26 protein-coding genes, 2 tRNA genes and 1 pseudogene are annotated in these 25,751 nt (G+C 67.0%); 22 read left to right on the forward strand and 7 right to left on the reverse strand.

What is annotated here, in order from left to right; all coding sequences use genetic code 11:
- Positions 1-176 precede the first annotated feature (176 nt).
- Together ACFFN1_RS10725 and ACFFN1_RS10730 are read left to right on the forward strand one after the other, a co-directional pair.
- On the forward strand, positions 177-2,963 hold the full coding sequence (locus tag ACFFN1_RS10725; RefSeq protein WP_376840726.1) for an efflux RND transporter permease subunit: 2,787 nt from the start codon (positions 177-179) through the stop codon (positions 2,961-2,963).
- Entirely contained in the window at positions 2,941-5,391 is a 2,451-nt protein-coding gene (locus ACFFN1_RS10730) for a YhgE/Pip family protein (protein ID WP_376840727.1), read from the forward strand. Before ACFFN1_RS10725 ends, ACFFN1_RS10730 begins: the two co-directional genes overlap by 23 nt.
- Positions 5,392-5,416: 25 nt before the next feature.
- Here the strand turns inward: ACFFN1_RS10730 and ACFFN1_RS10735 are convergent, their stop codons facing one another.
- Together ACFFN1_RS10735 and ACFFN1_RS10740 are read right to left on the reverse strand one after the other, a co-directional pair.
- Entirely contained in the window at positions 5,417-7,399 is a 1,983-nt protein-coding gene (locus tag ACFFN1_RS10735) for an FAD/NAD(P)-binding protein (protein WP_376840728.1), read from the reverse strand.
- Positions 7,396-9,390, reverse strand: coding sequence for an LCP family glycopolymer transferase (locus tag ACFFN1_RS10740; RefSeq protein WP_376840729.1), 1,995 nt, complete (start codon positions 9,388-9,390; stop codon positions 7,396-7,398). Before ACFFN1_RS10740 ends, ACFFN1_RS10735 begins: the two co-directional genes overlap by 4 nt.
- Positions 9,391-9,630: 240 nt before the next feature.
- Between ACFFN1_RS10740 and ACFFN1_RS10745 the strand changes: the two genes are divergently transcribed.
- Positions 9,631-9,719 (forward strand) — tRNA-Ser (locus ACFFN1_RS10745).
- A 34-nt stretch (positions 9,720-9,753) separates the two neighbouring features.
- Here the strand turns inward: ACFFN1_RS10745 and ACFFN1_RS10750 are convergent.
- Positions 9,754-10,197: a hypothetical protein gene (locus ACFFN1_RS10750; RefSeq protein ID WP_376840730.1), complete on the reverse strand. Its 444-nt coding sequence runs from the start codon at positions 10,195-10,197 to the stop codon at positions 9,754-9,756.
- A gap of 156 nt (positions 10,198-10,353) precedes the next feature.
- Between ACFFN1_RS10750 and ACFFN1_RS10755 the strand changes: the two are divergent.
- Positions 10,354-11,307, forward strand: a pseudogene (locus tag ACFFN1_RS10755) (inorganic phosphate transporter); the annotation flags it as partial.
- Positions 11,308-11,475: 168 nt separating this feature from the next.
- Here the strand turns inward: ACFFN1_RS10755 and ACFFN1_RS10760 are convergent.
- Positions 11,476-12,252, reverse strand: a complete 777-nt coding sequence (locus ACFFN1_RS10760) for a thioesterase family protein (protein WP_376840788.1) — start codon at positions 12,250-12,252, stop codon at positions 11,476-11,478.
- A gap of 110 nt (positions 12,253-12,362) precedes the next feature.
- On the reverse strand, positions 12,363-14,195 hold the full coding sequence (locus tag ACFFN1_RS10765) for a phosphoenolpyruvate carboxykinase (GTP) (protein WP_376840731.1): 1,833 nt from the start codon (positions 14,193-14,195) through the stop codon (positions 12,363-12,365).
- A 332-nt stretch (positions 14,196-14,527) separates the two neighbouring features.
- On the opposite strand from ACFFN1_RS10765, the gene ACFFN1_RS10770 reads away from it, so the two are divergent.
- Positions 14,528-14,600, forward strand: a tRNA-Arg gene (locus tag ACFFN1_RS10770).
- Here ACFFN1_RS10770 and ACFFN1_RS10775 read toward each other — a convergent pair.
- Complete coding sequence (locus ACFFN1_RS10775) at positions 14,566-14,886, reverse strand: helix-turn-helix domain-containing protein (RefSeq protein WP_376840732.1); 321 nt, start codon at positions 14,884-14,886, stop codon at positions 14,566-14,568. The two genes, ACFFN1_RS10770 and ACFFN1_RS10775, sit on opposite strands and share 35 nt — an antisense overlap.
- Before the next feature lie 103 nt (positions 14,887-14,989).
- On the opposite strand from ACFFN1_RS10775, the gene ACFFN1_RS10780 reads away from it, so the two are divergent.
- Positions 14,990-15,205, forward strand: coding sequence for a helix-turn-helix domain-containing protein (locus tag ACFFN1_RS10780; RefSeq protein WP_376840733.1), 216 nt, complete (start codon positions 14,990-14,992; stop codon positions 15,203-15,205).
- Between the two features lie 5 nt (positions 15,206-15,210).
- Here ACFFN1_RS10780 and ACFFN1_RS10785 read toward each other — a convergent pair whose 3' ends face one another.
- Positions 15,211-15,513: a hypothetical protein gene (locus ACFFN1_RS10785; protein ID WP_376840734.1), complete on the reverse strand. Its 303-nt coding sequence runs from the start codon at positions 15,511-15,513 to the stop codon at positions 15,211-15,213.
- 107 nt (positions 15,514-15,620) lie between these two features.
- On the opposite strand from ACFFN1_RS10785, the gene ACFFN1_RS10790 reads away from it, so the two are divergent.
- From ACFFN1_RS10790 to ACFFN1_RS10865, 16 genes are all read left to right on the forward strand, one after another.
- Positions 15,621-15,833 (forward strand): hypothetical protein, encoded by a 213-nt coding sequence (locus tag ACFFN1_RS10790; RefSeq protein WP_376840735.1) that lies wholly within the window; start codon positions 15,621-15,623, stop codon positions 15,831-15,833.
- 67 nt (positions 15,834-15,900) lie between these two features.
- Positions 15,901-16,191, forward strand: coding sequence for a hypothetical protein (locus ACFFN1_RS10795; protein ID WP_376840736.1), 291 nt, complete (start codon positions 15,901-15,903; stop codon positions 16,189-16,191).
- Positions 16,184-16,561 carry a WhiB family transcriptional regulator gene (locus ACFFN1_RS10800; protein ID WP_376840737.1) on the forward strand — a complete coding sequence of 126 codons (378 nt, stop codon included), beginning with the start codon at positions 16,184-16,186 and terminating at the stop codon, positions 16,559-16,561. Before ACFFN1_RS10795 ends, ACFFN1_RS10800 begins: the two co-directional genes overlap by 8 nt.
- A gap of 357 nt (positions 16,562-16,918) precedes the next feature.
- Entirely contained in the window at positions 16,919-17,164 is a 246-nt protein-coding gene (locus tag ACFFN1_RS10805; RefSeq protein ID WP_376840738.1) for a hypothetical protein, read from the forward strand.
- A gap of 37 nt (positions 17,165-17,201) precedes the next feature.
- Positions 17,202-17,522 carry an HNH endonuclease gene (locus ACFFN1_RS10810; RefSeq protein ID WP_376840739.1) on the forward strand — a complete coding sequence of 107 codons (321 nt, stop codon included), beginning with the start codon at positions 17,202-17,204 and terminating at the stop codon, positions 17,520-17,522.
- Positions 17,523-17,613: 91 nt separating this feature from the next.
- Entirely contained in the window at positions 17,614-17,952 is a 339-nt protein-coding gene (locus tag ACFFN1_RS10815; protein ID WP_376840740.1) for a hypothetical protein, read from the forward strand.
- Complete coding sequence (locus ACFFN1_RS10820; RefSeq protein ID WP_376840741.1) at positions 17,949-19,340, forward strand: terminase large subunit domain-containing protein; 1,392 nt, start codon at positions 17,949-17,951, stop codon at positions 19,338-19,340. The genes ACFFN1_RS10815 and ACFFN1_RS10820 overlap by 4 nt, the downstream gene beginning before the upstream one ends.
- Complete coding sequence (locus ACFFN1_RS10825) at positions 19,337-19,546, forward strand: hypothetical protein (protein ID WP_376840742.1); 210 nt, start codon at positions 19,337-19,339, stop codon at positions 19,544-19,546. The genes ACFFN1_RS10820 and ACFFN1_RS10825 overlap by 4 nt, the downstream gene beginning before the upstream one ends.
- Positions 19,547-19,553: 7 nt before the next feature.
- Positions 19,554-20,675, forward strand: coding sequence for a phage portal protein (locus tag ACFFN1_RS10830; RefSeq protein WP_376840743.1), 1,122 nt, complete (start codon positions 19,554-19,556; stop codon positions 20,673-20,675).
- Positions 20,672-22,207, forward strand: a complete 1,536-nt coding sequence (locus tag ACFFN1_RS10835; RefSeq protein ID WP_376840744.1) for an HK97 family phage prohead protease — start codon at positions 20,672-20,674, stop codon at positions 22,205-22,207. The genes ACFFN1_RS10830 and ACFFN1_RS10835 overlap by 4 nt, the downstream gene beginning before the upstream one ends.
- On the forward strand, positions 22,200-22,514 hold the full coding sequence (locus ACFFN1_RS10840; protein ID WP_376840745.1) for a hypothetical protein: 315 nt from the start codon (positions 22,200-22,202) through the stop codon (positions 22,512-22,514). The genes ACFFN1_RS10835 and ACFFN1_RS10840 overlap by 8 nt, the downstream gene beginning before the upstream one ends.
- A 1-nt stretch (position 22,515) precedes the next feature.
- A complete protein-coding gene (locus tag ACFFN1_RS10845; RefSeq protein WP_376840746.1) occupies positions 22,516-22,881 on the forward strand; it encodes a hypothetical protein in 366 nt (121 codons plus the stop codon).
- Positions 22,882-22,883: 2 nt separating this feature from the next.
- The gene (locus ACFFN1_RS10850; RefSeq protein WP_376840747.1) at positions 22,884-23,288 is read left to right on the forward strand and encodes a hypothetical protein; all 405 of its coding nucleotides are present in this window, start codon (positions 22,884-22,886) and stop codon (positions 23,286-23,288) included.
- A complete protein-coding gene (locus ACFFN1_RS10855) occupies positions 23,288-23,686 on the forward strand; it encodes a hypothetical protein (protein WP_376840748.1) in 399 nt (132 codons plus the stop codon). The genes ACFFN1_RS10850 and ACFFN1_RS10855 overlap by 1 nt, the downstream gene beginning before the upstream one ends.
- Position 23,687: 1 nt before the next feature.
- Positions 23,688-24,008: a hypothetical protein gene (locus ACFFN1_RS10860; protein ID WP_376840749.1), complete on the forward strand. Its 321-nt coding sequence runs from the start codon at positions 23,688-23,690 to the stop codon at positions 24,006-24,008.
- 123 nt (positions 24,009-24,131) lie between these two features.
- A complete protein-coding gene (locus ACFFN1_RS10865; RefSeq protein ID WP_376840750.1) occupies positions 24,132-25,751 on the forward strand; it encodes a phage tail tape measure protein in 1,620 nt (539 codons plus the stop codon).

Consider the following 25,751-nt stretch of genomic DNA (forward strand, 5'->3'; position numbering starts at 1 on the left):
CTCTCACCCGGATGGGTCTGCTGACTTGTACTGCGCAGACTACACCACTACGATACACTTCTGTATCCGATGCACCTGTGTATCCTTAAAGGGTTGTGGTGCTTGGCGCGTAGCATAGGCGCAGGGCACCGATCGACTCTCTGATCCGCTCATCTCCCATCTGTGAAGGGTTGCCTGTGTCGTCCTTTCTCTACGAGCTCGGCCGCACCGCGTTCCGACGCCGCAAGACGGTTGTCGCCGTCTGGCTGGCGATCCTCGGCATCCTCGGCGGCTTCGTCGCCGCTTTCGGAGGCAGCTTCAACGATGAGTTCCGCCTGCCCGGCAGTGAATCGCAGGACGCTCTCGACTCGCTCGAACTCACCTTTCCCGAGGTGGCCGGCGGCTCGGCGACGATGCTCGTCGTCAGTGCAGACGGCCAGCCGATCGACGAAGAGCCGTACAAGTCGAAGATCGAGGACGCGGTCAAGGAGATCGACGACCTGCCCAAGGTCGACGGAGCGACCTCGCCTTTCGACGAGATGATCGACGGGGCCATCAATGACGACGGTGACGCCGCGATCGTCAACGTCCAGTACGAAGAGGCCTCCGATCTGCTGCCGGATTCGGCGAAGGACAACCTGCAGGCGGTCGCCGACAAGCTCCAGGCTGAGCTGCCCGAGGGCAGCATCGTCAGCCCCGGCGGCGAGGTCTACAAGGTCACGAGCGTGCACATCTCGATCGTCGAGGGCATCGGCGTCGTCATCGCCTTCATCGTCCTCATCTTCACCCTCGGCTCCGCCTGGGCGGCCGGCATGCCGCTGGTCACCGCGATCATCGGCGTGGGCATCGGCATGCTGCTCATCCTCGGCAGCACCGCGTTCGCCACCGTCAACTCGACGACCCCGATGCTCGCCCTCATGCTCGGCCTGGCCGTCGGCATCGACTACGCGCTCTTCATCGTCTCCCGTGCCCGGCAGACGATGTTCGAAGGCCACGACCCTGAGGAGTCCGCCGCCCGCGCCATCGCGACCGCCGGATCGGCCGTCGTCTTCGCCGGTGTCACCGTCATCATTGCCCTCGTCGGCCTGTCGGTGGCCGGCATCCCATTCCTCACGGTCATGGGCATCGCCGCCGCTGTCACCGTCGCGATCGCCGTGGCGGTCGCGCTCACGATGACACCGGCGCTGCTCGGATTCCTCGGCTACCGGCTCGTGCCCAAGAAGCACCGGCCCGGCGGCAGCCGTCACGCGTCCACCGCCTCGGGCGCGGAAGGCGAGGAGACCGAGAGCCGCCCGCGCAAGCCCGGGTTCGTCACCCGCTTCTACGACGCCTGGGTGGCGGCAGTGACGAAGATCCCGCTGCTGACCGTCATCATCGTCATCGCCGGCCTGGGCGCGCTTGCCCTGCCCGCCAAGGACCTGCAGCTCGCCCTGCCCGACAACGGCGGCGCCGAGGAGGGCACCGCCCCGCGCACCTCGTACGACCTCATCTCCGAGCACTTCGGTGAGGGCTTCAACTCGCCGCTGGTCGTCACTGCGAACATCATCAGCTCGACCGACCCGCTCGGCGACCTGGACGACATGAAGGCCGACATCGAGAAAATCGACGGCGTGCACAAGGTCATCATGGCCGTGCCCAACCGCTCCGCCGACACCGGCCTCATCCAGATCATCCCCGAATACGGGCCCAGCGATGAGCGCACGACCGAGGTCGTGAAGAAGCTGCGCGACCTTAAGCCGCACTTCCAGGACGAATACGGCTTCGACACATCGGTCACCGGCTCGAACGCCGTCGCCATCGACGTCTCCGACCAGCTCGGCGGGGCGCTGCTGCCCTTCGGCATCTTCGTCGTCGGACTCTCCCTCATCCTGCTCATGATGGTGTTCCGGTCGATCGCCGTGCCCATCAAAGCGACCCTGGGCTTCCTGCTCTCGGTCGGGGCGGCGTTCGGACTCGTCACCCTCGTCTTCGTGCAGGGCCACGGCGCCGACATCTTCGGTGTCGAGAAGGTCGGACCGGTCATCAGCTTCCTGCCGATCATCCTCATGGGCATCCTCTTCGGCCTGGCCATGGACTACGAGGTGTTCCTCGTCTCCGGCATGCGTGAGGCCTTCGCCCACGGGGCCTCGGCGAAGGACGCGATCCACCGCGGATTCCAGTCCTCGGCCCGCGTCGTGGTCGCGGCGGCGATTATCATGTTCGCCGTCTTCGCCGCCTTCGTCCCCGCCGGTGACGCGATCATCAAGTCGATCGCCTTCGGCTTGGCCGTCGGCATCTTCATCGACGCGTTCATCGTGCGCATGACCTTCGTACCGGCCGTCATGGCGCTGCTGGGCGACAAGGCCTGGTGGCTGCCGCGATGGTTGGAGCGGATGCTGCCGCACTTCGACGTCGAAGGCGAGGGGCTGTACCACCAGGTGCAGTACAAGGACTGGCCCGGTGACGGCAAGGACTACGCCGTCTACGGTGAGGGCCTCGGCCTCGACGGCGCCGGTCGCCCGATCTTCGAGGACGTCGACATCGCCGTCGAACCCGGCGGCGTGCTCGCCGTTACCGGACAGGGCGCCAGCGCTCTGCTGCTGACGATCGCCGGACGCGCTGTGCCCGACCGCGGCGAGCTCAAAGTCCTCGACCGGGTGCTCCCCGAGGAGGCCTCGAAGGTGCGCAGTGCGATCCCGTACATGACGCTCAGCTCCGCCGAGGACGCCCTCATCACCAGACCCAGCTATCTGCGGCGCGTGCAGAAGTCGATGCCGGACATCATCCTCATCGACCGGGCCGACCAGGCCCGCGACTCCGACACCGCCCAAGCGGCCCAGGAGCTCATCTCCGCCGCACTCGAAGCCGGCTCGAGCGTGCTGCTCGGGCTCGGCAACCGGGACGCCGACTGGCTGCTCCCGGCCCACACGCACTACCGACTGCTTGATCTCGACGCCCATCATCGGGGGAAGGACACAGCTCATGACCTGGTTCGAACGAGCTGACACCGGACGCAACGCCTCGTGGTACTCAGTCCTCGGGCTGATCCTGGTGCCGGTCATCATCGCCGCCGGCTTCATCTTCGCCATCTGGAAGGCCTCTGACCGGCTCGACTCTGTCGAAGCCGCCATCGTCAACCTCGACGAAGGCACTGAGATCGACGGCCGGACCGTGCCCCTGGGCCGGCAGCTGGCCGCCGGACTCGTCGACCGCGATGACGAGAACCTCAACTGGGTGCTCTCCGACGAAGACGACTCCGCCGCTGGTCTGCGCACCGGCAAGTACGCGGCCGTCATCACGATCCCGGAGGGCTTCTCCGAGGCCGTCACCTCCAGCAGCGATGACGACCCGATGAAGGCCCGGCAGGCGACCATCGACGTCACCACCTCGCAGGTGACGCCGCTGGCTGACGCGACGATCGGCCAGGCGATCGCAGAGGCGGCCCGCACGAGCTTCAACTCCGAATTCGCCAAGCAGTACCTCGACGGCATCTACGTCGGCTTCAACGAGATCGGCAAGCAGTTCCGGGAGGTCGCCGATGCTGCCAACGAACTCAACGACGGCGCCGGACAGCTGGCCGAAGGAACCGGCGAGGCAGCCGACGGCGCCGGGCAGCTCTCCGACGGCCTCGGCGAGCTCTCCGCCAACGGCGGGCAGCTGCGCCGCGGAGCCGGCGACCTCTCGAAGGGCGCCCGGGGTCTGTCGAAGGGCGCCGGCGACCTTTCCGACGGCGCCGGGAAGCTCCACGACGGCCTCGGCACGATGCGCGATGAGACGAAGGACCTGCCCAAGCAGACGCGCGAACTCGCCGATGGCGCCGGGGACCTCTCCGACGGCGTCGATGAGTACACCCGCGGTGTCGACAAGATGGTCATCGGGCTGCGGGACTTCGCCGATGGGCTCGGCGATGCCGATGACCTCGACTTCGGCTCCGAGCTCGACCGGCTCGGCAAGGGCGCCCAGGACCTCAACGACGGCATCAACCGCATCAACGACGGCGTCGGGGACTACCAGGACGAGCTGCGCAGCCAGGCCGATGACCTGGAGAAGCTGCAGCAGAAGCCGCAGCTGACCCTGCAGGATCTCGTCAAGGCCGGGCTCATGGACAAGAGCGAGGCTGCGCAGCTGAAGAAGACGCTGTGCCCCGACGGAGACGGCGAGCAGTGTGACCGGGTCCAGGACGCATATGCCCGCGGCGTCGTCAAGACCGCCCAGTCCGCGCTCAACGATGCCGCGGACGGTCTCGACAAGAAGGACGAGAAGGGCCGCTCGATCAAGGGCGGGCTGCAGGATCTGACGGACGGAGCCAATGAGCTCAACGACGGCATCCAGAAGCTCGTGAAGAACCTCGGCGATGAGCTGCCGAAGATGCTCGACAAGCTCAAGGGCCTCGGCGGCAAGGCAGACGAGCTGCTCGACGCCTCCAAGCAGCTGCGCAGCGGCGCAGACCAGGTCGCAGACGGCACCGACAAGGTCGCCGACGGCATGGGCCCCCTGGCCGACGGCATCAAGCAGTCCGCCGACGGCGCAGGCAAGCTCGACACCGGTGCCGGGAAGCTGGCCGACGGTGCATCGAAGCTCGCCGACGGTGCTGATGAGTACTCAGCCGGCGTGAACAAGTACACCGACGGCGTCGACCAGTCCGCGCAGGGAGCCAGCGCGCTCTCCGACGGTCTGAACGACCTCGACGACGGCGCCAACAAGCTCTCCGACGGCACCGGGGAACTGGCCAAGGGCCTCGACGAGGGCAAGGACAAGATCCCGTCGTACACCGCGCCGGAACGCGACAAGCTCTCCGACACCGTCGTCGCGCCCGTCGCCGAGGGCGACAAGCTGCTGACCGACATCCCGCAGGCCTCGTCGATCGCGCTGCTGCTCATGATGGTGCTGTGGGTGGGTGCGCTCGTGACCTACACCGTGGTGCGGGCGATCTCCGCGACCGCCCTGACCTCACGCCGCTCCTCGCTGTCGGTGCTCGGCAAGGGACTGCTGCCGGGGCTCATCATCGCCGCGATCCAGGCAGTGGTGCTCGCACTCGTCGCCAACATCGTGTTGGAGCTCAACCTGTTCGACTTCGCCTCCGTGCTGCTGCTCGTGCTCTTCGCCGGGCTCGTGTTCATGACGCTCAACTTCGCGCTCGTCGCGTGGTTCGGCGGCACCGGACGGTTCATCTCCGTCGCGCTCGTCGTGCTGGCGGTCGCCGGCCGGGCGATCGGTGCGGTGCCGGAGTTCTTCCACTCCATCACCCCGTTCCTGCCGATGACCCCGGCGATGGACGGCATCACCGCAGCAGCCACCGGCATGCCGGGACTCGGCAGTGCGTGGGCGACGCTGTTCGGCTGGCTCATCATCGGCGTGCTGGCAAGCTACGCGGCGGTCATGCGCAGCCGCAGCCTGCGGGCCGGGCAGGTGGCCAAGCTGCGGCACATCTGAGTGCCGCGGCTGGCCGCCGGCAGGCTCAGTCGTCGCTGAGGATCTGCTCAGCGATGCGGTGGGCGTCGCGCAGAGTGCGCGCCGACTTGTGCGGATTCGCCGCGATCGCCAGGCCGAACTGCACCGCTGAGAGCTGGATCGACAGGCAGTAGCGGTGCGGGTGCGGATAGCCGCGGCCATCGCGGGTGCGCAGCGTCTCCGGATCGACATCGAGGCCGGACAGCGGCTGGACGACGCCGTCGCCGAGCTCCAGCTCCGCGACCGCCAGCTGCCCGCGGTCGAGCATCCCAGCGATCACCTCGTCAGCCGACAGCCGCACCTGATTGGCCGGCGAGGCGGCATCGACGAGGGCGCCCGCCTCGACCGGTGCCGGCAGCGCAGGGGAGGAGGCGCGGAAGCAGGACCGCTCACCCGCGCGCGAGGTGGTGATCCGGACATCGGGCCCGACGAACTCGACGAGCCCCGCCTCAGCGAGGGCGATGAGCTCGGCGAAGCGCTGCGGCGGCGGACCGTCGCAGATGCCGGAGACGAAGCCCTCGAACCAGCCGCGCACCTCGGTGTGGAAGCTGACATCGTCGACGCGGCCATCGGCGATGAGCTCCTTGAGATAGGCGCGCGCGGCCCACAGCACCGCGAACAGCGCCTTCTCCGGCGCCGCGGCGGGGCCGCGGTGGGCGGCATCGAGATCGCGGCGGAGGAAGTCGAGCATCCAGGCGGTGAACTCCTCGCGTGAGGCGAAGGTCCGGTTCTCCAGTGGCTGCAGCAGCGCATGCAGGTCGAGGATCCGGCTCGGATCGCTGATGACGTTCGACTCAACATCGGACCAGGCGCGCGACTCCTGCGTCTGGCGGCCGGGCCGGCCGGCGGACTCGCGGGTCTCCGCCGAGGCGCGCCGTGAGACGTGCCGATCGACAGCCTCGCCGAGGGCGTCGGTGAGGGCCGCCGGGTCGCTGCGGAACACCTCGGGAGCGGAGGCGAAGAGCGCGGCATACCAGGCATAGCGCAGATCAGCGAGGATGAGCGGCCAGAGCTGATCGTTGAAGCGCAGCCCAGCGTCCTCGCCGGCCGGAGCGTCGAGCCGGTCGACGGTGGCCGGTGTGAAATAGCGCAGCGGATAGTCGGCCAGCGGATGCGCGACGGTGATCGGCTTGCAGCGGTAGGGCACGCCGCGGCGCGAGGAGGGGGCGAGGATCGGCTCCTGGCCGCTGGGCTGATAGCGCAGCTGCGGGGCGCCGGCAGCGGTCGTGCCGATCTGCGTGAAGGTGCCGCCGCGGCCGGTGCTCAGCATCGCCTGGTGGTCGAAGTAGTTGAGGCCGAATCCGCGGAAGACCGCCGTGCGTCCGGGCTGCAGCGCATCGACATCGGCCTCAGCCGGCAGCCCCGGCGGCAGATAGGTCAGGTGAGCGCCGGCTGCGAAGCGCTTCCACGCCACCCGCTCCTCATTCAGCCGCGCCGGGATATGGCCGACGCACAGCACGACGTCATCGACTTCGAGAGTCGAACTGTCCGCCAGGCGGATGAGCTGGGCGGTGCTGAGCCCGGCCGGATTGTCGGCAGCGCCGCGCGGCTCGACGATCGCGGTGGCTGTGCTCGCATGATGGCGGATCGTCACCTGCTCCGGAGCGTGGGCGCAGATGTGGTCATATGCCTCGCGCAGATAGCGGCCGTAGAGCACCCGCGGGGCGAAGGTCGAGCGCAGCTGGGCATCGCTCACCGGATGGGAGCGGCGGTACCAGATCGCCATGTCCGGGCCGGTGTCGCACGGGCTGACGCCGCAGCTGGCATCCGGGAAGATCGTCTGCTCGGCGATCGTCGTGTTCATGAGCAGCTCCGGGTGCTGATCGGTGCGCCACACGATCCCGGCACCCGGTGGGAAGGGATCGACGAGGTGGATCTCCAGCGGCTGCTGCGGGCCGGCGAGGGCGCACAGCCGTTCGAGCACGCTCAGCCCGCGCGGGCCGGCGCCGATGATCCCGACGCGGTGAGGACCGCCTCGGCGGCGGCTCAATTCTGGGCTCCCTCACCGCCAGGCCCCGGATAGCCGGGCCAGCCGGAGCCGGGCTCGTAGTTCTTCGGGTAGCACTTGCCCTCATCGTCCTCGATGCCCGGTGCGGGGGCGCCGGTCTCCTCCTCGGGAGCCTGCTCCTCTTCCTCTTCGGCCCCCTCGTCGCCGCCGCCGGTGGCCTCATCCTGCTGGCTCTCCGTCTTGGGGTTGATCTGCTCGTCGACCCACTCGCGCAGCACATCGTAGTCGGGGTTGAAAGTCTCGACGACGTCATTGTTGATCTGCGCGGACTTCACCTCGGTCTTCTGCATGAGCGCCGCCAGCTCGACGAAGGCGTTGAGCTCCCGCTGCGGGATGTCAGTGGCGATATTGCGCTCCGCCGAGCCGGCCAGCTTCGGATACGCCAGCGCGATCTCGCTCGGGTCGACCTGGTCGAGGGTGGTCTTGAGCATCCGCTGCTGGCGGCACATCCGGTCGTAGTTGTCCGCGCCCTCACGCGAGCGCACGTACCACAGCGCCGACTTTCCGTCGAGCACCTGCTCACCGGGATCGATCCAGCCGAACACCTTGTTCTTCAGGCCGGTGTTCATATTCGTGCCGCCGCCCATCGGGATCGGCCGCTCGACGTCGATCTTGACGCCGCCGACCGCATCGACGACATCCTCGAAGCCCTCCATATCGACCGAAGACCAGTTGTCCATCTCGAGGCCGAGGGAGCCTTCGACCGCCTTCATCGTCGCGTACATGCCGACTTCCATGTCCTCCGGCGGCTCGTCGACGGCATCGGGCTCGGACTCCGCCCACGTCCACACGGCGTTGATCAGGCTCTCCTCGGTGCCGAAGGCGTTGAAGCCCTGCGGGAACCGCTCGGCGAGCTTCGTGCCCTCCGGGAACTGCGGGAAGGCGAGATTGCGCGGCACCGAGATGAGCGTCGTCTCACCGGAGTGGGTGTCGATCGAGGCGACCAGCATGGTGTCCGGGCGCGTGCCCTCGCGGCCGTCGCCGCTGTCGCGGCCGATGAGGAAGACGTTGATGCGCGGCTTGCCCGCCCACAGGTCTTTCGAATCGAGGACCTTGCCGCCTTCGGTGCCGAAGACCGAGCGGACCGTCTTGCCCTGCACATGCGCATAGCTGGCGCCGACGGTCAGCGGCACACCGGTGAGCAGCACGAGGCTCGTGACGAGGACGGTGCCGAGCGTCTGCTGCGAACGCCGCAGATGCGTGCCCGACCGCAGCATGAGATACGAGCGGATGATGACGAAGGCCCAGACGAGCGCGCCGATGATGAAGAGCAGCGCGATGACGTTGAGGATCGTCGGGCTGGAGATGATGCGGGCGCCGGCCTTGACCGGGCCGCGGTAGAGGACCCAGCCGATGATCGCAGCGATGCCGAGGAGGAAGCCGAGGGTGAGGAACCAGCCGAGGCGCGAATTGCGGCTCTTGATCATGCCGAGCCCCGGCAGCAGCGTGCCGAGGCTGGTCCAGCCGACGATGCCCGCGAAGACGTCGTTGCGGCGGGAGTGCCGGGTGGAATGCGGCACCTCTTCGGGTGCCTGCGGTGCGGACCGGCGGCGGGAGGGGCGTTTGCGCGACTGCGCTGCGAGCGCCTCGCGCCGGGTCATCGGCACATCGTCGGTGGTGCCGGGGTCTGGGGGAGCGGGGTCCTGCCGGCGGACCTCGCGGAGGCGCGCGGCACCGCCCTTGGCTGCGGCGGCACCAGTGGCAGCTACCGCGCCCGAGGCGGCAGCCAGTCCCGTGAAGCGCGCCCCGCTCGAGGTGCGGGCCCCGCGGTTGGCGTGGCGGGGCGTTGTGTGCTCGAATCCTTCGTGGTCGGCATCCTGTGCCCGAGGTGCGGGTTCCGGAGTGCGTGGAGCGGCCGGGCGGGAGCTGCGGAGCCGGGGGCGGGCAGAAGCTCTGTAAGAGGAGTGATCGTGCTGGGTTGAGCCGTCAGGCCCACGGCGTGGTGAGGGGGCACCATTGTCATCATGGGACACTGCTCACTCCTTGGAGAACTGCACGCTAGAAGGATCAACGATAGTCACAAGTCTCTAGTGTACGAGCCCAATCTTCAAAAACCGTGAGCCGCGGATCGGCGTGCGCTTCGCGTCCGCATCTGCGCGCTCGCTCCCGGGGGCCGGCTCGGCTTTGCTCGGCTGGTGGCAGTTCGTTATCATTGGTGAGGTTACGCGCGCCCGCCGGCCGGATCCGCATCCGCTGCGGCGCGCCTCGCATCAGGAGTCGTGGCTGAGCGGCCGAAAGCACCACCCTGCTAAGGTGGAGTCCCCTGAATTGGGGACCGTGGGTTCAAATCCCACCGGCTCCGCGTTTGTCCCCGCAGCCCCGCGTGCCCGCAGAGATCAGGCATGCGGGGTTTCTGCATCCAGGAGTGCCGTGAGATCGGCGGCGAATTCCTCGCGCACGGAGAAGACGAGCTTCGCTCCCGAGGTGGTCGTCGCCTGCACGTACGGGCCGCCGAGGAGGAAAGACGTCGTCTGTCCTGCCCGCTTGTAGCCCAGCCCCACAAGAGCCCGATCGATGCGGGAGACCTCGGTGATCTCAGCCAGGTCGACCTCGATGAGGTAGACCCCGTAGCGCAGCTGCAGCGCCTGATCGGCGACGGTGATGCGCAGCGTGAGAGCCGACGCCACCAGGGCGATGCCGGTGAGCAGCAGCGCGCAGGTGAAGGTGATCCAGCTGAATCCGCTGAGCAGGAGCAGCAGAACGAGAACCGGGGCAGCCCACAGGACCGCAAGGACGTGGATGCGCGGGCGGACGCGCCAGCTCACCATCTGCTCAGTCATGCCCCCATCCTACGGGGCGGCGAGCACCGCCTCGGGAGCGGAAATGGGAGGTGAATGAATCGTGACGCGAAGCTGAAGGACGGGCGTCTTTCCGGTTGCACTCGCCATGGGCCGTGAAGCCCGGCCCCTGTTCGCCTCATTTCCTCAAGGTCGCGCGTGGAACTGCGCATACTGGTCGTGCTCGTCATCGTCCTGGCCCTCTTCTTCTACTTCACCAACGGGTTCCACGACACCGCCAATGCGATGGCCACGCCGATCGCCACCGAGGTGGCCAAAACGATCTCCGGCGGGCTCATCAATGAAGGCGAGGGCGGGGTGCACATCACCCCGCAGCTCATCCTCGCCGGCCTCGTCGGGGCGATCGTGTGGAATATGATCACCTGGATCTACGGCCTGCCCTCCTCGTCATCGCATGCGCTCTTCGGCGGGCTCATCGGCGCAGCGCTCATCGGTGCGGGACTGCACGCTGTCAACTTCTCCGTCGTGCTGTCGAAGGTCATCATCCCCGCCGTCGCCGCCCCGGTCATCGCCGGGACGAGCGCCCTGGTGTGCACGCGGCTGGCGTACCGGATCACCCGCCGCTACGCGAATGCCAACCGGCGCTGCGCCTTCAAATACGGGCAGGTGTTCTCGTCCTCGCTCGTCGCGCTCGCCCACGGCACCAACGATGCGCAGAAGACGATGGGCGTCATCGCCACCTGTGCCTTCGCCATCGCCCTCGGCACCAAGCTCACCGAGGTGCGTCCGGCGCAGGGACTGGCAGCGGAGACCTCGGCCGCGGCGGCGATCCTCGCCTCCTCCCACCTCGGCTTCGCGCTCTCGACGACGCAGGTGGCCTCCGGCTCGGTGCTCGGCTCCGGGCTCGGCCGCAGCGGCGCGGACGTCAAATGGGGCACGGCCGGCAGGATCGCGACCGGGTGGCTGTTCACCCTGCCGGCCGCCGGGGCCGTCGGTGCGGTGGCTGCGCTCGTGTCCAACCTGGGGTTCTGAGGTGCGATCGCCGTTGTCGTCGCTGCGACGATCGCCGTGCTGTGGATCTATCTGCACTCCCGGAAGACCGCCCACCTCGTCCAGCTGTCGAAGCTCGACACCGTCGGCGAGGCGGCGGGCGGCCAAGCAGGAGAAGAAGGCACAGAAGCAGGAGGAGCGCTCATGATCGACTGGATGGCTCTGCTCATCGTGAGCATCGCGACGCTCGTGTGGTCGTGCTCATCGGGATCTACCTCATCGTCCCTGCGCTGCACAGCTGAGCGCCGCCCGGCGGCCGGGCAGGAATGCTCAGCGGCTGCGGACGGTGAGCGACTGGGCCAGGCTACCGAGCGGGCCGGCCGCATCGTGAAGCACCGAATGGGTCAGTCCCAGTCCGCCCGCGCCGAAAGTCACCCGGGTGTCGAGCCCCAGCCAGTCGCCGGAGAAGTCCGAGCGGGTGAAGTGGGCGGTCAGGTCGACGTTCGGGAAGATCACCTCGCGCGGGTCCTCGCGCACGCTCACGCCGTTGGCTGCATCGAGGTGGGTGCAGGCGGCAGCGAAGCCGGAGACCTCCTCATCGGCGACGAGCTGCTCAGCGGAGCGCAGCCAGGTGAACGCCCGGCCGGGCTCGAACTGCCGGCGGCGACCCTCCAGGGAGGCGATGTAATTGCCGGGCCACACGCTGCTCGGAGCGAAGGCCTCCAGCTCATCGGGGCCGGGAATCGGCTCGAAGGCGGTGCCGGCGACCGCCTCGGTGTCGGAGGGCTGCAGCAGCCAGGCGCGCGCGAGCACGATCGTGCGCTCGCCGTAGGTGAGCTCCGCTTCAAGCAGCTCGATGGTGCGGCCGGCCCGGCTCACCAAGACGACGACGTCGAACTCATCGATCGGGATGACGCCGAAGATGTCGGCGGAGAACCGCGACATCTGCAGCGGGGCGTCCCCGCGGCGGGCCAGATGGTCGCGCTCGATGCTGTGGATGAGCAGCCCGAGGGCCGGCGAGATGTGCTGTTCGGCTTCGTTCCAGGCACCCGCCGTCGACGGGGTCGCCCGCAGCCGGGTGGCGGAGAGCCTCTCGAAATATGCCATGGCCCCAGCCTATCGGCAGGCGACCGGCGCCTCGGGGACGGGGGTGAATGCGAGTCGGGGCGCACCCTGGCTCGTGGGTGCGCCCCGACTCAGTCACGGTGGGGGCAGGGTCACTTCACGCCGAGGCGCTGGCGGAGGCTGTCGACCTCGGCCTTGAGCTCAGCCGGCACGTGATCGCCGAGCGACTCGTACCATTCCTCGATGGACTTCAGCTCAGCGGCCCATTCCTCGGGCTTGATGGCAAGGGCCTTGCGCAGCTGCTCTTCGGTCACGTCGAGGCCGTCGATGTCGAGCGAGCCCTCGGCCGGGGTGCAGCCGAGCGGGGTCTCGACGGCTTCAGCGGTGCCGGCCACACGTTCGAAGACCCACTTGAGGACGCGGGAGTTCTCCGAGAAGCCCGGCCACAAGAACGAGCCGTCGTCGTCGCGGCGGAACCAGTTGACGTAGAAGATCTTCGGCAGCTTCGCGCCCTCGGTGCGGCCGATCTCCAGCCAGTGGCGGAAGTAGTCGCCGACGTTGTAGCCGATGAACGGACGCATCGCCATCGGGTCGCGGCGCACGACGCCGACCTGGCCCTTGGCAGCAGCAGTCGTCTCCGAGGACAGGGTGGATCCCATGAACACGCCGTGGGTCCAGTCCTTCGTCTCGGTCACGAGCGGCATCGTCGTCTTGCGGCGGCCGCCGAAGAGGATCGCCGAGATCGGCACGCCGTTGGGGTTCTCGTACTCATCGGCGAGCGTCGGGGTGTTGGTGATCGGGGTGCAGAAGCGCGAGTTCGGGTGCGCGGCCGGGGTGCCGGACTCCGGAGTCCAGTCGTTGCCCTTCCAGTCGATGAGGTGCGACGGGGTCTCCTCGGTCATGCCCTCCCACCAGACGTCGCCGTCATCGGTGAGCGCGACATTGGTGAAGACGTTGCCGCCGGCCTCGATCGCGCGCATCGCGGTCGGGTTGGTGGTGTAGCCGGTGCCCGGTGCCACGCCGAAGAGTCCGAACTCCGGGTTGACGGCGTAGAGCTGGCCGTCCTCGCCGAAGCGCATCCAGGCGATGTCGTCGCCGAGCGTTTCGGCCTTCCAGCCCTCCAGCGTCGGCTCGATCATCGCGAGGTTGGTCTTGCCGCAGGCGCTCGGGAAGGCAGCGGCGACGTACTTGACCTCGCCTTCCGGGCTGGTGAGCTTGAGGATGAGCATGTGCTCAGCCAGCCAGCCCTCCTCACGGGCGATCGCCGAGGCGATGCGCAGCGAGTAGCACTTCTTGCCCAGCAGCGCGTTGCCGCCGTAGCCAGAGCCGAATGACCAGATGACGCGCTCTTCGGGGAAGTGAGTGATGTACTTCGTCGTGTTGCACGGCCACACGACATCCTCCTGGCCAGGCTCCAGCGGTGCGCCGACGGAGTGGACGCACTCGACGAACTCGCCGCCGTGCTCTTCGATGGCCTTGAGTTCGGCGGTGCCGCAGCGGGCCATGATCTGCATCGAGAGGACGACGTAGGCCGAGTCGGTGACCTCGATGCCGAACATCGGCTGATCAGCGTCGGCGCGTCCCATGACGAAGGGGATGACGTACATCGTCCGGCCCTTCATCGAGCCGGCGAACAGGTCACCGAGGATGGACTTCATCTCATCCGGGGCCATCCAGTTGTTCAGCGGGCCGGCGTCGGCCTCTTCGCGCGAGCAGATGTAGGTGCGCTCCTCGACGCGGGCGACATCGTCCGGGTCGGAGGCGGCGTAGAACGAGTCCTTCTGCTTGGGCAGCGGCTTGAGGGTGCCGGCTTCGATAAGCTGGTTCTGCAGTTCGCGCTTCTGGTCCTCTTCGCCCGTGATCCACTCGATGCGGTCGGGAGTGGTGCGCTCGGCGATCGAGTGGACGAAGCTGAGGATCTTCTCGTTGCTGGTCGGTGCATCAGCAAGCAGGTCTTCGACTGAGCCACGGTCGAGGACGGTCATGAGGATCTCCTGATCTGTTGGGGTTCTAAAGGTCGGCATATGCGGGCTGCGCCGCAAAGCGATGCCTCCACCGTACGAACCGTTCCTCGCGGCAACCCGCGATTCGCGGTCGGCGCGCCTGTGCATTGAGTCACAAGCTGGATGCTTATGCTCGATTAACGTCAATTGAAAGTCTGAAATTCCCAGATCATTGACGTGTTTTCCCAAGCATGGATCTCGGCTCCAGATCGCCGCTCCCGAGGCGGTGGCTGGCGACGGTGGCGAAGGCCGCAGGGTGCGGATTTTGGCTCGTGGGCGATCGTGTGTATAGTTGTTCTGGTCATTGCGACAGTGCGCCACTAGCTCAACGGATAGAGCATCTGACTACGGATCAGAAGGTTGGGGGTTCGAATCCCTCGTGGCGCGCGGATACCCCGTCATCATCAGATGGCGGGGTTTTTGCTTCCCCGGTGCGCAGCCAGTCCACGTCAACACCGCACGCAAACGCCCATGACGTGAGGACTACTTTGCGGGGCTGCCTCGCGCCGTTCTCGGCGTTCGCAATCGTCTGCCGTGACACCCCCATGCGCTCGGCCAATTCAGTCTGAGTCAAGCCCGCGTGATCGCGTGAGACCCGTAGGCGGATCGGGAGAGTGTTCAAATCTGGGACGGCACCCGCGACGTGAATAGTCATATGTCCAACGTTAGACATATATCTCTCATAGCGCAAGAGGTTACAAAGTCAAGCATATAGAGTTGGCGTGTCAAATAGTCGTCAGTTGGACAATTGCCAAACTCCAATCTATGTTTGGCATATGTCAAACTCGGAACGCCTGCTGAGCACCCGTGAGGTGGCCAGCTGCCTCGGTGTACACGTCCGCGCAGTGTCACGCCTCGTCGCTGCCGACAAGCTGGCTCCGGCGATCGTGGCACCTGGTGGCCCACACGGCACCTATCTGTTCGATCCCGCCGTGGTCGACGAGTACAAGCGCGAACGCGGCGGAGCCAAGCGCGTTAGGGGCGGCTCGTGACCCCGCTACTTGAGTTTGAACGTCGGGCGCGGCTGGAACCGGTGCGCGCCGAACGTGAGGATCGCCCGCCATCCGTCACGTCCGCGTTCCTCATCAGCGAAGCAGCACACTGTGGCCACCTGGATACGCTCCCGCCGCACGAGCTCAATCGTCGTTGCGTGCTCGGGAATGCTCGGGTCGAGGTAGCCGAGCGACTCTCCCTGCCAGATCGCGTGCATACGCTGTCCGCGCATCTGAAGCCGCACCCAAGCGTGCTTGTAGCCGCCGTGCGGGCTTATCTCAGCGCGTGCTTCGATCGTTTCGCTCAACCACGGCCTCAGTGCCATCTCAAACGACGCACCCTGCCACTGCTTCAACTTTCGGCTAAACAGTCCCATACCGGTAACTCTAGTGCCGCCCCGCGTGAGGAGTCCCAATGACCAGTGATCCCACCGCTTCTGAGCGGATCACCCGAGCGTTCGCCGACCAGTCTGCTTACTCCCGGGATATAGAGTTCCGTCGCCTTCGCGGCATCCTCGATGCAGCTCCCGAGTGTGACCTCGGGTTCAGCGGTGACGTGCTGGCGCAGCTCCGCGCCGATGACCGCCCATCCCCGGAGATGCGCACGTTCTGGTCTGGTGCGCGATGACGGTCGTTCTCGGCGTCCTGCTGCTTGGCACCGTCGTGCTCGCCGCCCTTGGCCTGTGGTGGCGCTCATGAGCGCGGGGATCGTGACCGCCCGCGTGCGTACCACTGGTGAGCCGGTGAGAGTCATTGTGTTCGACGGCTCCCACCAGTCCATGATCGCCGTGATCCGCGCCTGCGATGCTGCAGGCTGGTTCACCCTCGAATCCGGCATGACGCTGCGCTACTGCCTCCCAGGTGTCCCGACAGCTCGCCGCGCCGAGGTCGGCGAGGCGTTCGTCGTCGACGACGAGGGCAAGGCCCGCGACGTGCTCGCAGCGGGCTACTTCGACCGGCACTACGAGGTCGACGCAGATGACTGACCTCAACCGGGCTGCCTGCCGCGCGGTGCCCCTCGACACCGCAGACGCGCTGTTCTTCGACCCGTGCAACGAGGCTGCTGCACTGACCGTCTGCCATGCCTGTCCGCTCATTGACGCTTGCCGCTCGGCTGCTCTCGACGTGGAGGGGATCGCCTCGGTCTATCACCGCTTCGGTGTCGTCGGCGGCATGACACCCCTCGACCGCGCACTGGCTGCTGGCGTGCTCCGGCACGGCACCGCCGCCGCATGGCGCGCTGGCTGCATGTGCAGTACGTGTGAGGCGGCGAAGCCCGAGGGGGCCCGCAGGCAGCGCCGACCCTCTCAGACTTCCAACGCCGCTGCTGTCGAGGCAGGTGAGGCCATGGCCTGACCCCTGGCAGTACACGCGCGCCGCAGCGTGGCACCAATCGCGGCCCCGGTGGAGCCAATACGCGCGACCGGGTGAACAATCTCAGCGGCCCGATGAACCCCCGCCGTAGCGGGCGGGTTCCCTGCTCGGGAGGGGATACCGCACAGCGAAGCCTGATCAGCCGCCTGTGACGGTCTACGGCTAGCCGCGTCTCCACTCGGAGGCGGGGCTATGAGTCGTGGCTGTCTCGGCAGATCGTGGCACCGAGGGCGAATCGCTGTGGGGAGAGGGCACCGCGCGGGAGACCGTGCGCGTAGCGCTCCGCACGGGGACACCCAGCCACACGCCCACCCACCAATCGAACGAGAGGTAACCATCATGACAACGCCACCCGAGCACAGGATCGCCGACGCTCTACACCACATCACCCAGCAACTCACCGAGAACCTCGCCGCCCACGGACTACACCCTGTCGAGTGCGTGCGCCTGTCGATCCGCTCACCGCGCGGCTCGATCACTGCCACGGCGTCACCCTCGACGGATGGCACCGAACTCATCTGGATGATGCAGACCCGCTCCGCTTCGATCGAGGGTGGCCCCGCTGTTGAGGGTGGCCGGTCATGAGTGCCCCGCCCCCGACTAGACACCTGGACCCCACACGATGACTACCCCCCACCCCCGCCACCGCCGCCCCTACCCCACGCCGCCTACCCCCGCCCGTCCCGCTGGCCGCTCGTGGTCTGGCCGTCGAGTCACTGAGCTCACTGCCGAGGTGCTTGCGCAGTACGGCGACCGCTGCCACTTGTGCGGTCTGACTGGCGCGACGACTGCCGATCACATCGTCCCGCGCTCGAAAGGAGGATCAGATGAGCTTGACAATCTGCGCCCGGCGCACAAGTCCTGCAACTCCGCACGCGGCGCGCGCGACCTCGCAGCGTGGCGAGTGGTGCCGACCGAGAACGGCGAAGAGTTCTTTAGGTGACAGGCCCCTCGGCAGACGCGCGCCCACCTCTCTTTTCCCCCTCACTTCACCACCAAAACCGGCCCCGACCAGGGCCTGAAAGGACAGCGTGATGACCAGTGAAAACGGCCCATTCCTGCCCGGCCTCGCCCCATCCGAAGCAGCTCGGGCCGATCCCAGCCGAATCGGCCCGGTCGAGCAAGGCGTAATCGACGCTGAGGCGAAGCTACGCGCCGATGGATTCGTCGACGACCGTCACGCCCACATCATCGCTCTCGCGCGTCAGGCTGCCCGCGATTTCGACTTCATGCCGCGCGGTGGCAAGGCCTACGCCACCGCCCAGATGGTCACCGCGCTCTCTCGCGTGTTCGAGCTCCTGCCACAGCCTGAGATGCATTCCGCCGATGCTGTGACTGAGCTGGCCGAGATGCTGCGCGAGGCAGCCCGGTGAGCGCACCGGCCCCGCCGCCCCGGTTCGCTCCCGACCGTGACCCGGCGCTGCGCACCGAGGGCGGTGAGGTCGCCGCCCTGGCCCGTGCCCTGGGCAAGCCATTCATGCCACATCAGCAGCTCATCGCCGACATTGCTGGCGAGCGGCTGCCTGACGGCGGCTACAAGTACAGGCACGTTGTCGTCACGCTGCCCCGCCAGTCCGGCAAGACCACCATGCTCGGCCCCGTGCAGCTGCACCGCCTCATCACCAAACCCGGCTACCGCGCATTCTTCACCGCCCAGACCGGCGTGAAAGCCAAATCGCGGTTCATGGACTTAGTGACGCTCATCCGTGAGTCCCCGCTGGCATCCTACTTCGGTGTACGACTCGCCCAGGGCAGCGAGTCCATCAACGTCGGCAACGGCTCATCGCTGCGCCTGTTCCCGCCCGCTGAGGACGCCCTCCACGGTGAGACCCCGCACCTGGTCACACTGGATGAGATTTGGGCGCACTCCGAGGTCAAAGGGCATCAGCTCATGGGCGCTATCGGCCCTGCCCAGTCCACCCTCGGCGCTGAGGCCCAGGTGTGGATGGTCTCCACGATGGGCACCGCTGACTCCGGGATGCTCAACGAGTGGATCGAACGCGGCCGCGCCGGTGAACCCGGCGTCGCCTACTTGGACTGGTCACTAGCCCCAGGACTCGACCCCTACGACCGCCGGAACTGGTCATTCCACCCCGCACTAGGGCACACGACCACTCTCGACGCACTGGCAGCCGAGGCCCGCACACAGCCACCCGGCACGTGGGAGCGCGCCTACATGAACCGGATGACCTCCTCACGTGAGTCACTCGTCGACCCGCTCGTCCTCGCCTCTCTCGCCGACCCCAGCATCTCCGGCAGCCGCTCCGAGACCGTCCTGGCCTACGACGTCTCAGCCGACCGCAGCTGCGCTGCCGTCATCGCCGCATGGAAGCTGCCCGGCGATGTCATCGCGCTGCGCACCGTCCACTCAGCCCCCGGCGTGTCATGGCTCGCCCCCACGATCACCCGTCTCGCCGAGACCTGGCAGCCCATCGCCATCACCGCCGACGACGGCGGCCCCACCCGAGCAGTCACCGACGACCTCACCCGCGACGGACTGACCATCGAGCAGCTTGGGCTGCGCGAGCTGGCCACCGGCACCGACGCACTGCTTGACCGCATCGCCACCGGCACCCTGGCCTACGACGGATCAGCAGCGATCACCGACGGCCTCGCCCGCGCCGCCACACAACCGGCAGGCGACGGACGCCGCCTGTCCCGCAAACACTCCGCCGGGCCGATCCCTGGCCCCATCGCCGCAGTCGCCGCCCTGTGGACACTGACCCACCGCCCGACACTCTCGAAGGCGATCTACCGATGACCCTCAGATTAGACTTCACCCCCATCTCCGTTGTCGTCGTCTGCGATGGCTGCGACTGGCGCACCATCACAGCCGACCGGCTCACCGCATGGCAGGCAGCCGCCGACCATGAAGCCGAGGTGCACCCCGAGTCGATGCAGGCACGCGACCGGCTGCGCGTCTACCGGTGGCGTCACACACCGGCTGAAACGCCACCGGGTCGATGATCATCACGTGAAGCTCATCGACCGGATCACCGCCGCGCTCTCACCCACATCGCGGGCTACCGAGGTACTCTCCTCGCCCTGGGCCGACCCGTCACACCTGGCACACATCACCCTCGAATCGCTGTACGGCCTCGTCGACACCCGCCCGGTCACCCGCTCCCGCGCCATGCGCGTCGCCGCCGTGTCCAAGGCCCGCCGGATCATCGCCACCCGCATCGGCACACTGCCGCTGCAAGCGGTGAAAGCCGGACGCCCCGCCCCCGCCCCGGCCATCATCACGCAGCCCGAAGACGGGCTGCCCCGATCGGTCACGATCACCTGGACAGTCGACAGCCTGTTCTTCTACGGGCGGGCATGGTGGAAAGTCACCCGGCGCGGCCATGACGGCTTCCCGCTGGCAGTCGAATGGATACCCGAAGGGCAGGCGACAGTCAACGCCGACGGCCAGCTGACCGCCGCCTACGGTCAGCCAGTCGACCCGCGTGACGCGATCCGGTTCGACGCCCCAGACTCCGGCCTGCTCATCGACGCTGCCGAAACGATCCGCCGGGCAGCCACACTGAACCGCTCCGCCGAGCGCGCCGAGCAAAACCCGATCCCGGTCGTCAACCTCAAGAACAACGGCGAAGACCTCTCCGACGACGAGATCGACGCAATGATCGCCCGATTCGAGACCAAGCGCGCCACCTCAGCTGTCGGCTACACGTCCCGAGGCCTCGAAGTGCAGACTTTCGGTGCACCGCCTGAGAACCTGCTCATCGACGCACGGAAACAGATCGTCCTCGAAATCGCCCGCCATACCGGCATCCCCGCCCACCGCCTCGATGTCGCCATTGAGGGCACCGCCTTGACCTACACCAACCGGCAGTCCGAGAACCAGCAACTCATCGACGACGTGCTATCGCCGTACCTGGCTGCCGTGGCCGACCGGCTCAGCCTTGACGACATCACCCCCCACGGCACCACCGTCAGATTCGACACCGACGAGCTGACCACACCCCCAATCGGTGAGCGGATGCAGTCGTGGGCTACCGCTATCGACGCCGGGATCATGACCATTGACGAGGTACGCGAACGCGAAGGACTCACACCCACCCCCGCCCCGGCCCGAGAGGACACCGACCAATGACCCGCCCCACCACCATCACCGCCATTGCCGAGGTCACCGCGACCGCGGCCCCTGAGCGCACCATCTCAGGCCAGATCGTCGCATTCGACACCGAAAGCTCACACGGTATCGTCATAGCCGCCGGTGCCCTGGCCCCACGCCAGCCGCTGCGCCGCGTGAAGCTGCTTGTCGATCACGACCACTCCCAGCCCATCGGCTACATGGTCGCCCTCGACGGCACCGCCGCGACCTTCCATGTCCCGCCCGGTGCTGCCGGTGATGCCGCACTAGCCGATGCCCAGACCGGTCGCCGCGATGGACTCTCCATCGGCTGCCGCGTCCTCGACGGCACCTACGACGACACCACCGAGACCTACACCGTCACATCAGCCGAACTCTTCGAAGTCAGCCTGTGCGCCATCCCCGCATTCGCAGACGCCCAGATCGAAACCGTCGCCGCAGCCATGACCACCACCCCGAAAGGACACACCATGACCGAGACACCCAAGCAGCCCGAGGTGCAGGCCGACACCACACCCGACCCGGTATCCGCCAAGCAGCCTGAGGGTCAGGCCGCCGCGTTCCCGCAGCCACCCGCCCGCGTCGAAGCCGTCACCGACCGGGCTATGAGCCTGACCGAGGTCACCGAGCACGTCGCTGCCGCGATCTCGACCGGCCACCCCGGCCAGATCACCGCAGCCCTGACCGACGTGGTGCCAGCCGATGACAAGGGCACCGGCTGGATCGGCCGAGAGGACTGGCTCGGCGAACTCTGGGCCGCCACCCGCACCGGACGCCCACACATCGACGCATTCGGCCCACCCAAGCAGCTGAACTCCATGAAGATGCGCGGCTGGCAGTGGGACACCCGCCCCAAGCCCGCCAAGTATGACGGCAACAAGACCGAAGTGCCTACCAACAAGGTCGCCACCAAGGCCATTGAAGCCACAGCGCACCGGTGGGCCGGTGGCTGGGACATCGACCGGATTTTCATCGACCTCGCAGACCCCGGCTTCCTCGCCGCGTTCTGGCAGGCCGCCATGCTCGAATACCAGCGCGACTCCGACACCGACGTGCTCACCACCCTGCTCAACGCCGCGACCACCGGCACCGCGAGCACCGGCGTGCTGGCAGCGATCACCAGCTCTGCCGCCGCGATCCGCAAGATCGGCGGCTCCATGTCCCACCTGTTCATCTCCGATGACCTGTTCGCAGCCTATGCCGACCTCCGCTCCGACGAGGTGCCATTCTGGCTCGCACGGGCGACCGGCACCGCCGGAGTGTCACTGTCCAACGGCAAGGCAGACGTAGCTGACCTGACCGTGCTCGCAGACCCCGACCTGCCCACCGGCACCGTGCTCGCCGCTGACAAGCGCGCGGCCACCGTCTACGAGAAGTCCCCCATCCAGGTGCAGGCCCTCGACATCGCACGAGGTGGCATCGACCTCGGATTCTTCTCCTACGGTGGCGTACTCGTCAACGACCCGCGCGCGCTCATCAAGACCACCGTCACCCCGGCATCCCCGCCCGAATCCGGTGGCGGACGTGACTGACCCACAGCTGACGGTAGACGCGCTGCTTGCGCACCTCGGCACGCCAGATGAGCCTGAGCGTGCCGAGGCCGCCACCTGCCTCGACGCGGCGATAGCGTTCGTCACCCGCTACCACGGCAACCCCGACAGCTGGGACGCAGCGATCAGGCTCGGCTGCCTCATGCAGGCAGCCGGGCTGTTCCGCCGCCGCCACACCCCCGGCGGCATCGAGCAATTCGGCGAGACCGGCATCTACACCCGCGCGGTCGACACCGAGGTAGAGCGGCTGCTGCGCATCGGACGCTACGCAATCCCGAGAGTAGGCTGACATGACCGCACCCCGATTCGACACTGTGCTCGCCGATCTCGTCCGCGAGCTACGCGAAGCAGGCATCGGCCGAGTCGACTGGGATCCCTCACGCCTCATCGCCCCGTGCGCCGTCGTCACCCTCACCGAGCTAGAACCCGGCACGCTCGACGGTGACCTCACCGCCACCTGGGAAACCGTGCTCATCGCCCCTGACCTATCCCGCACCGCCTCAATCAGGCAGCTGGCCTCACTACTCGGCGCAGCCCTGACCGTCATCGACACCGATGACAGAATCCGCGCCTCATCAGTCTCGCTGCCCTCATCAGGACAGCACCGGCTGCCTGCGCTCATCATCACCCACACCACACCAGTGAAAGGCACCTGACCATGCCCGCACATGCACTTGGCTCCGGCACACTCGAAATCGGCAAGTCCGGCTCCACTAAGTCCTTTGCCGCCCAGACGACCAAGGCCGCACTCGTCCCGAAGACGGACACCGGCGACACGATCCACTTCCTCGACGGCTCCGCCGACGCTCCCGAAGTAACCGAGGAATGGACACTAGACGTCACTCTGGCCCAGACGTTTGGCAAGGACAGCCTGCTCGACTGGCTGCTGACCAACTCCGGCACCACGATGCCGTTCACGTTCCGGCCCCGCTCCAATGCCGAATCGGTCTACACCGGAAACCTCACCGTGGTCTCTGCCCAGATCGGTGGCGACGTGAAGAAGAAGAACACCTCCGACGTGTCCTTCCCACTCGCCGGTCCCCCGACCCGATCGAGCGGATGATGAGCACCCGCCGCCCGCTCGTAGAAGTCCCCGGCATCAAGCGGCTCGCCGCCGCACTCGAAGAATCAGCCGAGGGACTAGCCGATCTCACAGCAGCCAACGCCGCCGCTGCCAAGATCGTCGAAGAGTACGCAATCGGCATGTGCCCCATCGGCGAAACCGGCAGCCTGCTCGCCTCGATCCGATCATCGGGCACAAAGATTGCCGGGTACGTGCGAGCGGGCCGCAAGTCCACGCCCTACGCTCAGCCGGTGCACTGGGGCTGGCGGGAACGCGGATTCCCCGAGCAGCGATTCCTCTCTCAGGCTGCCTGGGATCGTGAAAACCGGTGGGGCGCCGAATACGAACGCGCCCTCGAAACCATCGTTGACAAACACCTGACTGGAAAGAAGTTCTGACATGCGAAAGCTCACCGTGACCCTGACCGACGGACGCACCATCACCGCCGCCGCCGACTCCCTGAAATATGAGCTCAACGCCTCGCGAATAAAACGAACGCGCGGCATCGGCCGCGACGGCTGGGAAGCCGAAGCCGGGGCAATCATGGCGTGGTGTGTCGCCACCGACAACGGCAACCGAGACGACCTCCCCGGACTCGATGAATGGCTCGACCTCGACCGCTCCCCGGTGGCCTCCATCTCAGCCGAAGAAGTCGATGACAGCGACTCAGACGGTGATGAGGAGGGAAAAGCCACCCAGAAGGCACCATCGACCGACTGATATGCGCACTCGCGCTGCGCATGGGCAGGCTGCCCGACGAGATCGCCACCATCAGCAGCCGCGATCTCATCACCATGATCGAGCTGATCGACGAAGCACAACCCGAGTAAAGGAGGGCGCGCCGTGGCTGGCAAGTCCATGATTCTCACGCTGAGGCTGCTCGGCGAATCATCCGGTGCACAAGCCGCACTCGACGAGACCACCGGCGGCGCATCCAAGTTCGAATCGGGTATGCGCAAGGCTGGCGTCGCAGCCGCCGGTACCCTCGGCGTCCTCGGAGGCCTCGCCAAGGTCTCCGGGGAAGCCGCCGCCGACCTCGAACAGTCAAGTGGCGCGGTCGAGAGTGTCTTCAAGGGCGCGCACACCGAGGTCGACAAGCTCGCCGAGGCCGCGAACCGCGCCGTCGGCCTGTCGAAGAATGAGTACTCCGAGCTGGCCAGCGTCCTCGGCGCACAGCTGAAGAACCTCGGCGTCTCCCAAGACGACCTCATCGACACCACCGACGGACTCATCACCAAAGGCGCTGACCTCGCAGCGATGTTCGGCGGCACCACCAGCGAAGCCGTCAACGCCCTGTCAGCAGCGTTCCGAGGCGAAACCGACCCCATCGAGCGCTATGGCATCAGCATCAAAGAAGCCCAAGTCAAAGCCAAAATGGCCGAAATGGGGATGTCCGGACTCACCGGCGAAGCCGAGAAGCAAGCACGCACTCAGGCGCTGCTTGCACTCATCACCGAGCAGTCAGCCGACGCCACCGGGCAGTTCGAGCGAGAGATCAACTCTGCCTCCGGGGCACAGCAGATCGCTAACGCCTCATGGGAAAACGCCAAGGCCACCCTCGGCGAGCAGCTGCTACCGCTCATGTCCACCTGGGCGCAAGCACTAGCCGACGCCGCCGAATGGGTGCAAGAGAACTCCGGCCTCGTCACCACCCTTGCCGTTGTCCTCGCCACCCTGGCCACCGCAGTCCTGGCGATCAACGCCGCCATGAGCATCTACTCCGCCGTTCAAGCCGTGCAAACCGCAGCACAGTGGGCCAACAACGCAGCCTGGCTGGCCTCACCGGTCACCTGGATCGTCATTGCAATTGTCGCCGCCCTCGCCCTGCTCGTCGGCGGATTCATCTACGCCTACAAGCACTCCGAGACATTCCGCGACGGCGTTCACAGCGTGCTCAGTGCAATCGGCGGCTGGTTTGCCGAACTCCCAGGACTGGCAGCTTCCGCGTTCGACCGCATGATCCAGCCCGTGAAAGACGGAATCGATTGGCTGTCAAAGCTGCCGACTCCGCTCGAAGCGTTCCGCACCGTGCTCTCAAACGTCGGCGACTGGGTTTCCACCGCATTCCGAGGCATCGGTAACTGGATCGATTGGGCGATCGAAAAGCTCAGGCAGCTCCGCGACGCATGGGCCAACATGTTCACAGGTGGACTCCGCAACTTCGGCAACGTCTTCACCGGCTACAGCACCGCAGCCGCAGCAGCACCCGCAGCAGCCACAGCGTTCGCCACCCGCCCCGCCGCCGCATTCGCTGCCGCACCCACCGCCGCCGCGCCCACTGCCGCCATGACCAGCATCGCCAGCCGGGCCCTCGGCATCGCCGCCAGCAGTGCCCCCGCCCGCCAGCCCGCCACGTACACCATCAACATCACCGCCGGAGTAGGCGACCCCGTAGCCATCGGTGCCGAAGTCCGCAAGGTCATGCGCTCCGAGCGCGCCCGCCGCACAGGCAGGGTTGATTAA

It is taken from the genome of Brevibacterium otitidis (assembly GCF_042429315.1).
Classification (GTDB): domain Bacteria; phylum Actinomycetota; class Actinomycetes; order Actinomycetales; family Brevibacteriaceae; genus Brevibacterium; species Brevibacterium otitidis.